Origin of the sequence: Pseudomonas pharyngis, assembly GCF_021602345.1 — a bacterium.
GTDB classification, from domain to species: domain Bacteria; phylum Pseudomonadota; class Gammaproteobacteria; order Pseudomonadales; family Pseudomonadaceae; genus Aquipseudomonas; species Aquipseudomonas pharyngis.
In genome coordinates, this window is sequence record NZ_BQID01000005.1 from 144,416 (window position 1) to 157,339 (window position 12,924).

General features: G+C 60.2%; 10 protein-coding genes and 5 tRNA genes. 5 read left to right on the forward strand and 10 right to left on the reverse strand.

Annotation, left to right across the window (positions count from 1 at the left end; all coding sequences use genetic code 11):
- Positions 1-34 precede the first annotated feature (34 nt).
- From L6D74_RS12710 to gltX, 7 genes are all read right to left on the reverse strand, one after another.
- Positions 35-868 (reverse strand): alpha/beta fold hydrolase, encoded by an 834-nt coding sequence (locus L6D74_RS12710; protein WP_085612829.1) that lies wholly within the window; start codon positions 866-868, stop codon positions 35-37.
- A 30-nt stretch (positions 869-898) separates the two neighbouring features.
- Positions 899-1,438 carry a TetR/AcrR family transcriptional regulator gene (locus L6D74_RS12715; RefSeq protein WP_236189389.1) on the reverse strand — a complete coding sequence of 180 codons (540 nt, stop codon included), beginning with the start codon at positions 1,436-1,438 and terminating at the stop codon, positions 899-901.
- Between the two features lie 183 nt (positions 1,439-1,621).
- Positions 1,622-1,697: transfer RNA gene (locus L6D74_RS12720), tRNA-Glu, on the reverse strand.
- 78 nt (positions 1,698-1,775) lie between these two features.
- A tRNA-Ala gene (locus tag L6D74_RS12725) sits at positions 1,776-1,851 on the reverse strand.
- Positions 1,852-1,904: 53 nt separating this feature from the next.
- Positions 1,905-1,980 (reverse strand) — tRNA-Glu (locus L6D74_RS12730).
- A gap of 79 nt (positions 1,981-2,059) precedes the next feature.
- Positions 2,060-2,135: transfer RNA gene (locus L6D74_RS12735), tRNA-Ala, on the reverse strand.
- 202 nt (positions 2,136-2,337) lie between these two features.
- Positions 2,338-3,819 carry a glutamate--tRNA ligase gene (gltX, locus tag L6D74_RS12740; protein ID WP_007956429.1) on the reverse strand — a complete coding sequence of 494 codons (1,482 nt, stop codon included), beginning with the start codon at positions 3,817-3,819 and terminating at the stop codon, positions 2,338-2,340.
- A 230-nt stretch (positions 3,820-4,049) separates the two neighbouring features.
- On the opposite strand from gltX, the gene L6D74_RS12745 reads away from it, so the two are divergent.
- Together L6D74_RS12745 and L6D74_RS12750 are read left to right on the forward strand one after the other, a co-directional pair.
- Positions 4,050-5,099 (forward strand): HlyD family secretion protein, encoded by a 1,050-nt coding sequence (locus L6D74_RS12745; protein ID WP_236189390.1) that lies wholly within the window; start codon positions 4,050-4,052, stop codon positions 5,097-5,099.
- Positions 5,089-6,639 carry an MDR family MFS transporter gene (locus L6D74_RS12750; RefSeq protein ID WP_007956426.1) on the forward strand — a complete coding sequence of 517 codons (1,551 nt, stop codon included), beginning with the start codon at positions 5,089-5,091 and terminating at the stop codon, positions 6,637-6,639. The genes L6D74_RS12745 and L6D74_RS12750 overlap by 11 nt, the downstream gene beginning before the upstream one ends.
- A gap of 60 nt (positions 6,640-6,699) precedes the next feature.
- Here L6D74_RS12750 and uvrB read toward each other — a convergent pair whose 3' ends face one another.
- On the reverse strand, positions 6,700-8,715 hold the full coding sequence (gene uvrB / locus L6D74_RS12755) for an excinuclease ABC subunit UvrB (RefSeq protein ID WP_011333338.1): 2,016 nt from the start codon (positions 8,713-8,715) through the stop codon (positions 6,700-6,702).
- Between the two features lie 336 nt (positions 8,716-9,051).
- On the opposite strand from uvrB, the gene L6D74_RS12760 reads away from it, so the two are divergent.
- Both L6D74_RS12760 and L6D74_RS12765 read left to right on the forward strand, forming a co-directional pair.
- Positions 9,052-10,248 (forward strand): amino acid aminotransferase, encoded by a 1,197-nt coding sequence (locus L6D74_RS12760; protein ID WP_064594808.1) that lies wholly within the window; start codon positions 9,052-9,054, stop codon positions 10,246-10,248.
- Between the two features lie 112 nt (positions 10,249-10,360).
- On the forward strand, positions 10,361-10,561 hold the full coding sequence (locus L6D74_RS12765) for a hypothetical protein (protein ID WP_007956421.1): 201 nt from the start codon (positions 10,361-10,363) through the stop codon (positions 10,559-10,561).
- On the opposite strand, the gene L6D74_RS12770 is transcribed toward L6D74_RS12765, so the two are convergent.
- Positions 10,558-10,788, reverse strand: a complete 231-nt coding sequence (locus L6D74_RS12770) for a hypothetical protein (protein ID WP_064594806.1) — start codon at positions 10,786-10,788, stop codon at positions 10,558-10,560. The genes L6D74_RS12765 and L6D74_RS12770 overlap by 4 nt on opposite strands.
- 228 nt (positions 10,789-11,016) lie before the next feature.
- Here L6D74_RS12770 and L6D74_RS12775 point away from each other — a divergent pair.
- Positions 11,017-11,092 (forward strand) — tRNA-Asn (locus L6D74_RS12775).
- 123 nt (positions 11,093-11,215) lie between these two features.
- On the opposite strand, the gene L6D74_RS12780 is transcribed toward L6D74_RS12775, so the two are convergent.
- The gene (locus L6D74_RS12780) at positions 11,216-12,736 is read right to left on the reverse strand and encodes a nucleobase:cation symporter-2 family protein (RefSeq protein WP_163974505.1); all 1,521 of its coding nucleotides are present in this window, start codon (positions 12,734-12,736) and stop codon (positions 11,216-11,218) included.
- Between the last annotated feature and the right edge of the window lie 188 nt (positions 12,737-12,924).

A 12,924-nucleotide genomic window follows, 5' to 3' on the forward strand; every position in this document is an offset into this window, starting at 1 on the left:
TCAGATGATTCAACCGGGGCAGTGTAACGGATGACTAGGCCGATTGCCGCGCCTGAAGGCTGCGCCCGGCCAGCAGTGATAACACGCCATCAATCACTCGGGGGTCGGCCAGCACGCGCTGATGGCCGCCGGCTTCCAGGCGCAGCAGGCGACTGTCGAACCAGGATTCGTGGATCAATTGGGATTCCTTGACCGAAACGAAGGTGTCGTCCTCGGCATGCACGATCAGGCCTGGCATATCCAGTTGATAGTGGGCGACATCAAGGGTGGCGGCGCGCATGCCGACGTCCTGTTCGACCTGACGAATGAACGCCGAGCGGGCCCTGGGCGGCATGCCGACATAACGGGCAAACCCGCGCAACACCCCGAGAATCCGCGCCGGAGCGGCAATGCTCACGAGGGTTTCGGTGCGCAATCCTAATTGCACCGCCAGCATGGCGCTGGCGCCGCCCATGGAGTGACCGATGACAGCCTGCAACGGAGGCAATTCGGCAGCGGCTTCAAGCATCGCTCGAGCGAACAGGACCACGTTGGCTTCACGCCCCGGCGAGCGACCGTGGGCCGGGCCATCAAGCGCGACAACGGTGTAACCCGCTTCAACCAGCGCGGTGATCAACGCGGCAAACTGGGTGGGCCGCCCTTCCCAGCCGTGCATCAGCAAAACAGTCGGGCCTTGCCCCCAGCGCAGGGCCGAAAGACCGAAGCGCAAGGTGATGCGTTCGGATTTCGCCAGCAGCGGCAATTCCCAGTCCCTCGGTTTATTCACGCGCGGCGTCATGAACGCCAACCGCATTTTGCTCGCCACCAGTTTCGGTGCGAACCAGCCCAAGGTGCCATTAACGCCGCGAACCCACTTCAACGTGCTCATCGCTCTCTCCCCGGGCTTGTAGCCTTCAGGTCAACGCACCGCCGACTTGGCGGCGCGCAGCAATCGATCGGATAAATCCCCAGGCCCCAACGCCCTCGCGAGCGCCAGGCCACCCACCATCAAGGCCACGTCGGCCAACGCTTTGTCGGTGTCTTCCGGCGCTGCGGCCAACTGCGCAATCATCAATTCCAAGTGTTCGTTCAACGCCATCCGAAAGGCCTCCGGCAGACGGCCCAGCTCACCAATGGAGGCCGGAATCGGGCAGGCCGAATCGCTGGAATCGCGATGCTTGCGCGACAGATAGAACGCGGCTACCAGAGCGCGGCGCTCTTCACCGGTCAGCTCGCTATCCATGTCGGCAATCAGGTCGCGACGGCGACCGAGCAATTGCTTGAACGCCTCAAGCATCATGGCGTCCTTGCTTTCGAAGTGGGCATAGAAGCCGCCAACGGTCAGGCCGGCCGCACCCATCACTTCGCCCACGCTCGGTTCAGCCGGACCGCGCTGGATCAGTGCAGCACTGGCGGCCTTGAGAATGCGTTCGCGGGTTTGAGCTTTCTTGTCGTTCATCGTCGCCTCCGAATATTACGATAGCAATATTATTCTCATAATAATATTCCGCAAGTCACACGCGTGACCGCTGGTCTGAAGCACAGTGTTAAGGAAAAAGAGGATTTGGCCAAACGCCAGACAAACAAAAGGGCCATTCAATAATTGAATGACCCTTATAAAATCCCGCAGAGCGGGTAATCGTGGCGTCCCCTAGGGGACTCGAACCCCTGTTACCGCCGTGAAAGGGCGGTGTCCTAGGCCACTAGACGAAGGGGACACAAACCTTCTGTACAACTGATCAGCGCTGAGTACTGATCGATTCAAGGCCGGTGTGGCCAGACCTTGAACTGTAAATTGGTGGAGCTAAGCGGGATCGAACCGCTGACCTCCTGCATGCCATGCAGGCGCTCTCCCAGCTGAGCTATAGCCCCGGATTTTTCGCCTCTCGGCGGAGCGACATCTTGCAACATCGCTTCTGTAAAACTGGCGTCCCCTAGGGGACTCGAACCCCTGTTACCGCCGTGAAAGGGCGGTGTCCTAGGCCACTAGACGAAGGGGACGCAAACCCTTCTATACAACTGATCAACGCTGAGTGTTGATCGCTTCGAAGCCGGTGTGGCCAGGCTTCGAAGTGTAAATTGGTGGAGCTAGACGGGATCGAACCGTCGACCTCTTGCATGCCATGCAAGCGCTCTCCCAGCTGAGCTATAGCCCCTCATCGTTGATGTCATCGCTGAGGACGGGGCGAATCTTAAGGGCGTATCGAAAGGCTGTCAAACTTATTTTTGAAAAAATTCAAAATTTTTTGTCGGCATAACAATCACTTACCGCCCTCCCCCCGTAAATTCGGGGGAAAACGCCTAAGGACATGATCAAAAGATCATGACCTTCGGCGCGTCCTGCAGAGTCAAACGCAATCAGGCGATGGCGCCCAACAGCTTTTCCCACTCTTTGTTTTCTTTCTTCGACACGCCGCCCAGCAGGTCAATCGCCTGGCGCAGACGGAAACGGGTCAGGTCCGGCCCGAGGATTTCCATCGCATCGAGCACCGACACCGAACTCGCCTGCCCGGTGATCGCAGCAAACATCAGCGGCATCGCATCACGCAGCTTGAGCTCGAGGGATTCGACCACCGCCTGAATCGTCGCGGTGATGCTGTCCTTCTCCCACTGACGCAGGCTCTCAAGCTTCCACAGGATCAACTGCATCAGTTGACGAACCTGATCGCCCGACAGCTTTTTCGATTCGAACAGCTTGGCATCCGGGTTCACGCCACCGGCGAAGAAGAATCCGGCCAGCGGTGCAACCTGGCTGAAGGTTTCGACGCGGCCCTGAACGTGCGGCGCGATCTTCATCATGTATTCGGAATTGAACGCCCACTTCTGTACGCGAGCGGCGAACTCTTCCACCGGCAGATCACGCAGCCACTGGCCGTTGAGCCACGACAGTTTCTCGATGTCGAAAATCGGCCCGCCCAGCGACACGCGCTTGAGGTCGAAGTTGTCGACCATTTCCTGCAGCGAGAACTTCTCGCGCTCGTCCGGCATCGACCAGCCCATGCGGCCCAGGTAGTTGAGCATCGCCTCAGGCATGAAGCCCATGCGCTCGTAGAACGTCACCGAAGTCGGGTTCTTGCGCTTGGACAGCTTGCTCTTGTCCGGGTTACGCAGCAGCGGCATGTAGCACAGCTCCGGCTGTTCCCAGCCGAAGTATTCGTAAAGCAGGATCAGTTTCGGCGCCGACGGCAGCCATTCTTCGCCGCGCAGCACGTGGGTGATGCCCATCAGGTGATCGTCGACCACGTTGGCCAGGAAGTACGTCGGCAGGCCGTCGGTCTTCATCAGCACTTGCATGTCCATGCGATCCCACGGGATCTCGACATCGCCACGCAGCATGTCCGGCACCACGCAGACGCCTTCGCTCGGCACCTTCATGCGGATCACGTGCGGCTCGCCGGCAGCCAGGCGACGGGCGACTTCTTCCTTGGACAGCAACAGTGCCCGGCCGTCGTAACGCGGAGTTTCGCCGCGAGCCATTTGCTCGGCGCGCATCTGGTCCAGCTCTTCAGCGGTGCAGAAGCACGGGAAGGCGTGGCCCATGTCGACCAGCTGCTGGCAGTACTTCTGGTAGATATCGCCGCGCTCGCTCTGACGGTAAGGACCGTGCGGGCCGCCGACGTCCGGGCCTTCGCTCCAGTCGATACCCAGCCAGCGCAGGGCGTCGAAGATCTGCTGTTCGGACTCGCGGGTCGAACGCAACTGATCGGTGTCTTCGATCCGCAGGATAAACTCACCGCCGTGCTGCTTGGCAAAGCAGTAGTTGAACAGTGCGATGTAAGCGGTACCTACGTGGGGATCCCCGGTAGGCGATGGCGCGATGCGAGTGCGGACGGTGGTCATGGCATGTCTCGAAAAGAATGAAAAGCAAAGAACGATCAAGCGGCGAATGGTAACAGGCGACACCCGCCCCGCTCCAGCGGGCAGGGCATTTAAGCCAAGGTTGCGTCTGGAACGCCCGTTGGCCGTGGTGAATGGCCGAATATCAACAGACGGCATTTACCGCTCATCGGCTGTGTGCCAGATTCGCCTGCTGATAACTTTCCTTACAATTCCTCGACTACAGTTTGCCCATGCCTGCCCAACTCAAGCGTCGCCTGTTCATTTTCCTGTTGCTGGTCCTGCTGATTGCCGGGGGCTTTTTCGCCCATTGGTTTTTCAAGGGACGCTTTTATGAAAGCACCGACAACGCCTATGTCCAGGGTGAAATCACCCGCGTGTCGAGCCAGTTGAGCGCACGCATCGAGGAAGTGCTGGTGCAGGACAACCAGCATGTGGAAAAAGGCCAGTTGCTGATTCGTCTCGAACCGAATGATTTCCGTCTCGCCGTCGATCGCGCCAATGCCGCCCTCGCCACCCGCGAAGCCGAACGCCTGCAGGCCCAGAGCAAATTGACTCAGCAATCGAGCCTGATCGCCGCCAGCGATGCGCAAGTGGCAACCACGCAAGCCACCCTCGGGCGCTCGCAGATGGATTTGTCGCGGGCAGAAACCCTGCGTAAACCCGGCTACGTCTCCGAGGAGCGGGTCACCACCCTCTCCGCCGACGCTCATATCGCCCGCTCGCAAGTGGCCAAGGCCCAGGCCGATGCCCAGAGCCAGCGCCAGCAGGTCAACGCGCTGACCGCCGAGATCAAACGCCTCGATGCGCAGATCGCCAACGCCCGCGCCGACCTCGCCCAAGCCGAACTGAACCTGACCCGCAGCGAAATCCACGCACCGATCAGCGGCCTGATCGGCCAGCGTGCCGCGCGCAATGGTCAGGTGGTGCAGGCCGGCGCCTATCTGCTTTCAATCGTTCCGGACGAAGACATTTGGGTGCAGGCCAATTTCAAGGAAACCCAAATCGGTCACATGCAGCCGGGCCAGAAAGCCGAGCTGCTTTTCGATGCCTACGGCGATACGCCGATCGAGGCCCGGGTCGACAGCCTGTTCGCCGCCTCCGGCGCGCAGTTCAGCCTGTTGCCGCCGGACAACGCCACCGGCAACTTCACCAAGGTCGTGCAGCGGATTCCGGTCAAGCTGACCTTCAAGGCCGATAACCCGCTGCACGGCAAGATCCGTCCGGGCATGTCCGTCACCGCCACCGTGAATATCAAAGACACCGCCGACAATGGCCGGTGATTCGCTGATCCGCCCGGTCGGCGAACCGACCCGGCGGGACTGGATTGCGGTGATGAGCGTGATGCTCGGCGCCTTCATGGCAGTGCTCGACATCCAGATCACCAACTCCTCGCTCAAGGATATTCAGGGCGCCCTGTCGGCGACGCTGGAAGAAGGCTCGTGGATTTCGACGTCTTATCTGGTGGCGGAAATCATCATGATCCCGCTGACCGCCTGGCTGGTGCAGTTGCTGTCGGCACGGCGGCTGGCAGTGTGGGTGTCGCTGGGGTTTCTGATTTCGTCGCTGCTGTGCTCGATGGCCTGGAGTCTGGAGAGCATGATCGTGTTTCGCGCCATGCAGGGCTTCACCGGCGGCGCGCTGATCCCGCTGGCGTTCACCCTGACCCTGATCAAACTCCCCGAACATCACCGCGCCAAAGGCATGGCGATGTTTGCCATGACCGCTACCTTCGCCCCGTCCATCGGCCCGACCCTCGGCGGCTGGCTCACGGAGAACTGGGGCTGGGAATACATCTTCTATATCAACATCCCGCCGGGCCTGATCATGATCGCCGGGCTGATGTACGGCCTGGAGAAAAAAGAAGCGCATTGGGAGCTGCTGAAAAGCACCGATTACACCGGCATTCTCACCCTGGGTATCGGCCTCGGTTGCCTGCAGGTTTTTCTTGAGGAAGGCCATCGCAAGGACTGGCTGGAATCGAGCCTGATCGTGACGCTGGGCAGCATCGCCCTGCTGAGCCTGATCACCTTTGTGATCGTGCAGATTTCCAAGCCCAATCCGCTGATCAACCTGGGCATCCTGCGCAACCGCAATTTCGGGCTGTCGAGTATTTCCAGCCTCGGCATGGGCGTTGGGCTGTACGGTTCGATCTATCTGCTGCCGCTGTATCTGGCGCAGATCCAGAACTACAACGCCCTGCAGATCGGCGAAGTGATCATGTGGATGGGCGTGCCGCAGCTGTTTCTGATTCCGCTGGTGCCGAAACTGATGAAATTCGTCTCGCCGAAATGGCTGTGCACGATCGGATTCGGCCTGTTCGGGCTGGCGAGTTTTTCCTCCGGCGTGCTCAACCCGGATTTCGCCGGGCCGCAGTTCAACCAGATCCAGATCATCCGCGCACTGGGCCAGCCGCTGATCATGGTGACCATTTCGCTGATCGCCACGGCGTACATCCTGCCGCAGGACGCGGGCTCGGCATCGAGCCTGTTCAACATTTTGCGCAACCTCGGCGGCGCCATCGGCATCGCTCTGCTCGCCACCCTGCTGGATGCGCGCACCAAGACCTACTTCGATTACCTGCGTGAAGCGGTGGTGCCGACCAATCCGCAGGTGGCCGAACGCCTGGCGTCGATGACTGATCGCTTCGGCAGTGACACGGCGGCGCTGGGCAAGTTGAGCGAGATCGTGCATCAGCAGGCGCTGATCATGGCCTACAACGATGCGTTTCATTTTGTCGGGATTGCGCTGGGGATCAGCATGTTGGCGATTTTGCTGACCAAGAAATTGCCCGCCGGACTGAAGGCCGGCGAGGCACATTAACCTTGAGCGGACGCAGAGCGTCCAGGGCTGCATTCCCACGCAGAGCGTGGGAACGATCCGTTAAACGGCCAACAGCCGCTCACGCAGCTTGGCGATTTCGTCGCGCATCTGCGCCGCGGCTTCGAATTCCAGGTCGCGGGCCAGCTGATACATCTTCTCTTCCAGTTGACGGATGCGCTTGGTGATCTCGCTCGGTGAGCGCAGTTCGGCTTCGTACTTGGCGTTTTCTTCGGCGGCCTTGGCCATGCCTTTGCGCTTCTTGCTGCGCGAACCGGGCACGGTGGCGCCTTCCATGATGTCGGCGACGTCCTTGAACACGCCCTTCGGCGTGATGCCGTTGGCCAGGTTGAAGGCGATCTGCTTGTCGCGACGGCGCTCGGTTTCGCCAATCGCCCGCTCCATCGAACCGGTGATGCGATCCGCGTAGAGGATCGCTCGACCATTGAGGTTACGCGCCGCCCGGCCGATGGTCTGGATCAGCGACCGCTCGGAACGCAGGAAACCTTCCTTGTCCGCGTCGAGAATCGCCACCAGCGACACTTCCGGCATGTCCAGACCTTCACGCAGCAGGTTGATCCCCACCAGCACATCAAAAGTACCCAGACGCAGGTCGCGGATGATTTCCACCCGCTCGACGGTGTCGATGTCCGAGTGCAGATAACGCACACGCACGCCGTGATCGGCCAGGTAATCGGTCAGATCTTCGGCCATGCGCTTGGTCAGCGTGGTGACCAGCACTCGCTCCTCTACCGCGACGCGCTTGGTGATTTCCGAGAGCAGATCGTCGACCTGGGTCAGCGCCGGGCGCACTTCAACCTGCGGGTCGACCAGACCGGTCGGGCGCACAACCTGTTCGATCACCCGGCCGGCGTGTTCGGCTTCGTAGTTGCCGGGCGTGGCCGAGACGAAAATCGTCTGCGGGCTGACCCCTTCCCACTCGTCGAAGCGCATCGGCCGGTTGTCCAGCGCCGATGGCAGGCGGAAGCCGTATTCCACCAGGGTCTCTTTACGCGAGCGGTCGCCCTTATACATCGCGCCGACCTGCGGCACGCTGACGTGGGATTCGTCGATCACCAGCAAGGCGTCGGCCGGCAGGTAATCGTAGAGCGTCGGCGGCGCCGCACCGGCCGGACGACCCGACAGATAGCGCGAGTAGTTTTCGATGCCGTTGCAATAACCGAGTTCGAGGATCATCTCCAGGTCAAATCGGGTGCGCTGCTCCAGGCGCTGGGCTTCCACCAGTTTGTTGTTGTTGCGCAGGTATTCCAGGCGCTCCTGCAACTCGACCTTGATCCCCTCGATGGCGTCGAGCAGGGTTTCCCGAGGCGTCACGTAGTGGCTTTTCGGATAGAAGGTGAAGCGCGGCAGCTTGCGGATGACCTCGCCGGTCAGCGGGTCGAACGCGGAAATGCTCTCCACTTCGTCATCGAACAACTCGATGCGGATCGCTTCGAGGTCGGATTCCGCCGGGTAGATGTCGATCACATCGCCGCGCACCCGGAAGGTCGCACGGGCGAAATCCATGTCGTTGCGGGTGTATTGCAGGTCGGCCAGCCGCCGCACCAGCGCACGCTGGTCGAGCTTGTCGCCGCGATCGACGTGCAAGACCATTTTCAAATAGGTTTCCGGACTGCCCAGACCGTAGATGCACGAGACCGTGGTGACGATGATCGCGTCCTTGCGCTCCAGCAACGCCTTGGTCGCTGACAGGCGCATCTGCTCGATGTGGTCGTTGATCGACGCATCCTTCTCGATAAAGGTGTCGGACGACGGCACATAGGCTTCGGGCTGGTAGTAGTCGTAGTAGGAAACGAAGTACTCGACGGCGTTGTTCGGAAAGAACGACTTGAACTCGCCGTACAACTGCGCGGCCAGCGTCTTGTTCGGCGCCAGCACCAGGGTCGGGCGCTGCACCTGGGCGATGACGTTGGCGATGCTGAAGGTCTTGCCCGACCCGGTCACCCCGAGCAGCGTCTGGTGCGACAGCCCGGCTTCGATGCCTTCGACCATCAGGCGAATGGCTTCGGGTTGATCGCCGGCGGGGTCGAAACGGGTGACGAGCTGGAATTCAGACATAAACACCTCTGGAATCGCGACGCTGCTGGCAAACCGCAGCACCACGAGAATGACCGCAAACGACCGATGTCGCGCAAGAAAAAACGAAGATTGTGCTGAATGTGGAGCCGATTGCCTCGCCTTTCAAGGCAAACGTCCTACATCCGGTAAAGTCTCCGACAGATGCATTCGACTAACGGTCGAGAAATAATCGGAAAAACTTACCTTAAAAGCCGATTCGCCTGTCGCCATTGATCGATGATGGCCTCTATACTAGCTCCCCGTTTGTGCACCGCTCTAGTGCATTCGGCTGGAGCGCCACACGTCCCTCCACTCTCCAATAGAGCTGCCGTAAAAATGAGCCTGTTCTCCGCTGTCGAAATGGCACCCCGCGATCCAATCCTGGGCCTCAACGAAGCATTCAACGCCGATACCCGGACCAATAAGGTCAACCTCGGGGTGGGTGTGTACTGCAACGAAGAGGGGCGAATTCCACTCCTGCGCGCCGTCATCGAAGCCGAAACCATTCGCGCCGCTCAGCATGCCTCCCGTGGCTACCTGCCGATCGACGGCATCGCGGCCTACGACCAGGCCGTGCAAAAGCTGCTGTTCGGCAATGATTCGCCACTGCTGGCGGCTGGCCGCGTTGTCACCACCCAGGCCGTCGGCGGGACCGGCGCACTGAAAATCGGTGCCGACTTCCTCAAGCAACTGCTGCCAAATGCCGTTGTGGCGATCAGCGACCCGAGCTGGGAAAACCACCGCGCCTTGTTCGAAACCGCCGGTTTCCCGGTGCAGAACTACCGCTACTACGACGCCGCCACCCACGACGTGAACCGTGCCGGCCTGCTCGAAGACCTCAACGCCCTGCCGAATGGCTCGATCGTCGTGCTGCACGCCTGCTGCCACAACCCGACCGGCGTCGACCTGAGCCCGGCGGACTGGAACAACGTGCTGGAAACGGTCAAGGCCAAAGGTCACGTGCCGTTCCTCGACATGGCTTACCAGGGTTTCGGTGACGGCATCGCCGAAGACGCCGCTGCCGTGCGGCTGTTTGCCGAATCCGGCCTGACCTTCTTCGTATCGAGCTCGTTCTCCAAGTCGTTCTCGCTGTACGGCGAGCGCGTCGGTGCGCTGTCGATCATCAGCGAATCGAAAGAAGAAAGCGCCCGCGTCCTGTCGCAAGTCAAACGCGTGATCCGCACCAACTACTCCAACCCGCCGACCCACGGTGCAAGCATCGTTGCTGCGGTATTGAACAGCCCGGAACTGCGCGCCCAGTGGGAAGCCGAACTGGCTGAAATGCGCCTGCGCATTCGTGGCATGCGCGAGCAGATGGTTGCTCTGCTGGCCAAGAAAGCCCCGCAGCGTGACTTCAGCTTCGTCGGTCGTCAGCGCGGCATGTTCTCCTACTCCGGCCTGACCACCGAACAGGTTCATCGCCTGCGCAACGAGTTCGGCATCTACGCCCTGGACACCGGCCGCATCTGCGTCGCTGCGCTGAACCAGAGCAACATCGAAGCCGTGACGGACGCCATCGTTCAGGTCATCTGATCCGGCGCCGTACTGAAAACGGGAGGCCTTCGCGCTTCCCGTTTTTTATTTGTCTGAAGAAAAGCCGCTACACCCTCTAGACTGCACCCAAACGATATTTCAGAGAGACGACATGAAAAACGATGACCTGCGCGCCGACCGCGACGATCTGGATGACTTCATCCCCCGCGCCCCGGCCAAACGCGGCAACAACCTGGTGCTGCAAGTCGCGGCCGGGGTGTTTCTCGGCGGGCTGGCGCTGTGGCTGGTGCAACTGGGTGCGACGATGCTGTACGCCAAACTGATGCTCGGCACCTTCACGTTCGGCGGTTAAGCCAGTTCCGCTGCACGCTGAGTCGCCGCATCGTCATAAACGACGTAGAGCGATTCGGCGATCTGGCTCTTGATGGCCTTGGTGCTTTCCAGGCCGAGGACAAAACCTTCGGCCTTGCCGCCTGCGCGGTTCAGTTCTTCAGCCGTACCGGCCTGAGTGATCGCGTCGAAAAGCTTTTCGGCATGTGGGCCAACGCCTTTGGGCAGGCTGATTTGCGCGGTGCTCATGCGAACACCTCGACAGGACAATGGGTGAGGATGGGACTATTCATGGCGCGTACCTTTTCGGCGAATGGCCGGCAGCGCGTGTGACCACTTCCGGGCGGCCATGGTAGACCTCTGGTGGAGTTCTGGTAACCGCCAATCGCCGATAAACCGCCGCCCGTCCTGACCTTTCCAACAAATTTACATCTCGCGCTTGACTAGTCTTTTTAAATCAGTAACATACGCACCAATTCCGCAATAGCTCAGTTGGTAGAGCAAGTGACTGTTAATCACTGGGTCCCTGGTTCGAGTCCAGGTTGTGGAGCCAAATACAGAGCCCCTGAATCGAAAGATTCAGGGGCTTTTTAGTGGGCGCTGAAAAAAACGGCGACATAGAAAAAGGGCCGATCAGTTTTCCAGCTGATCGGCCCTTTTCATTCAACCACAACGGTCAGACGTGCTCGCTGCTCTTGGCATGTGCCTTCGGTACGCCATGACCGTGATCCGAATCCGGATCGATCACCGGCACTTCATTGCCGTCGCAGTCATGCAGCTTGCCGTCGCTGAAGTAGTCGCCTTCACGCAGCGCTGCCAGATCGCGATAACGCAGGGTCCGCTCTTCTGCCGCCGCAAACACCGACTGCTGATCCGAGTTACCCGCCGTGAAGTGGTTGAATGCCAGGTTCAGCAGGATCGCCATGATCGCCGACGAACTGATGCCCGAATGGAAAATGGTCGCGAACCAGCTCGGGAAGTGATCGTAGAAGTTCGGTGCGGCAATCGGGATCATGCCGAAGCCGATCGAGGTGGCGACGATGATCAGGTTGACGTTGTTGCGATAATCGACCTTGGACAGCGTGCGGATACCGCTTGCCGCCACGGTGCCGAACAGCACGATACCGGCGCCGCCGAGTACCGACGTCGGCACGGCTGCGATGACCCGGCCCATGAACGGCAGCAGACCGAGGATCACCAGGAAGATACCGCCGGTCGCCACCACATAGCGGCTCTTGATCCCGGTCACCGCCACCAGCCCGACGTTCTGGGCGAAGGCGCTTTGGGTGAACGAGCCGAAGATCGGCGCAAACATGCTCGATAGCATGTCCGCCCGCAGGCCGTTGCCCAGACGTTTGGAGTCGACCTTGGTGCCGATGATTTCACCGACCGCCAGAATGTCCGCCGAGGTTTCCACCAGAGTCACCATGACCACGATGCACATCGACAGGATCGCAGCGAAGTGGAAGGTCGGCATGCCGAAATGGAACGGCGTCGGGAAGCCGAACATCGGGCCCTGGGTGACGCTGGAGAAGTCCGCCATCCCGAGGAACACCGCCAGCACCGTGCCGATCACCATGGCCAACAGGATCGACAGACGCGAGATGGTCGAGCTGCCGACCTTGCTCAGCAACAACACCAGCACCAGCGTGACCGCCGCCAGACCGATGTTCTGCATGCTGCCGAAATCAGGCGCATGACTGTTGCCGCCCATGGCCCAGCGTGCGGCCACCGGCATCAGCGTCAGGCCGATGGTGGTGATCACGATGCCCGTGACCAGCGGCGGGAAGAACTTGGTGATTCGCGAGAACACCGGCGTGATCAGCAAGCCGATCAGCGACGCCGCAATCACCGCGCCGAGCACCGACTGGAAGCCGCCCTCCCCGCCACTGCTGACAATCGCCACCATGGTGGCAACGCCAGAGAACGACACGCCCTGCACCAGCGGCAACTGACAGCCGAAAAACGGTAAACCCAGGGTTTGCAGCAACGTGGCCAGCCCCCCCGCAAACAATGAAGCAGCAATCAACAGACCGATGTCCGCCGGCGAAAGCCCGGCGGCCTGACCGATGATCAGTGGCACCGCGACGATACCGCCATACATGGTCAGAACGTGTTGCAGGCCGTAAGCCATATTCGCGCCGACCCCGAGATTCTCGTCCTCGGGCCGTTGGTGTGAAACATGGGGCGTTTTCATGGTGGGGGAGTTCCCTGGTTTTTGTTATGCACACACTGTATGCAAGAGTCAGGACAAATGTCCATAGACTTGTATACAACTTGTCAGTCACATAATGGTTAGCTAGCCACCCAACCTTCTATCCCGCTGCTTTCATTCCACAAATCCGGCAACACATCCCCAATCGAGTTCACGTTTTATCCGCCTAG

Excerpts from the sequence above, each read along its gene's own strand:
- L6D74_RS12715 (WP_236189389.1), bottom strand. The coding sequence starts at position 1,438 with ATGAACGACAAGAAAGCTCAAACCCGCGAACGCATTCTCAAGGCCGCC.
- L6D74_RS12750 (WP_007956426.1), top strand. The coding sequence starts at position 5,089 with ATGGCCGGTGATTCGCTGATCCGCCCGGTCGGCGAACCGACCCGGCGG.
- L6D74_RS12710 (WP_085612829.1), bottom strand. The coding sequence starts at position 868 with ATGAGCACGTTGAAGTGGGTTCGCGGCGTTAATGGCACCTTGGGCTGG.
- gltX (WP_007956429.1), bottom strand. The coding sequence starts at position 3,819 with ATGACCACCGTCCGCACTCGCATCGCGCCATCGCCTACCGGGGATCCC.
- L6D74_RS12770 (WP_064594806.1), bottom strand. The coding sequence starts at position 10,788 with ATGAGCACCGCGCAAATCAGCCTGCCCAAAGGCGTTGGCCCACATGCC.
- L6D74_RS12765 (WP_007956421.1), top strand. The coding sequence starts at position 10,361 with ATGAAAAACGATGACCTGCGCGCCGACCGCGACGATCTGGATGACTTC.
- L6D74_RS12745 (WP_236189390.1), top strand. The coding sequence starts at position 4,050 with ATGCCTGCCCAACTCAAGCGTCGCCTGTTCATTTTCCTGTTGCTGGTC.
- L6D74_RS12780 (WP_163974505.1), bottom strand. The coding sequence starts at position 12,736 with ATGAAAACGCCCCATGTTTCACACCAACGGCCCGAGGACGAGAATCTC.
- L6D74_RS12760 (WP_064594808.1), top strand. The coding sequence starts at position 9,052 with ATGAGCCTGTTCTCCGCTGTCGAAATGGCACCCCGCGATCCAATCCTG.
- uvrB (WP_011333338.1), bottom strand. The coding sequence starts at position 8,715 with ATGTCTGAATTCCAGCTCGTCACCCGTTTCGACCCCGCCGGCGATCAA.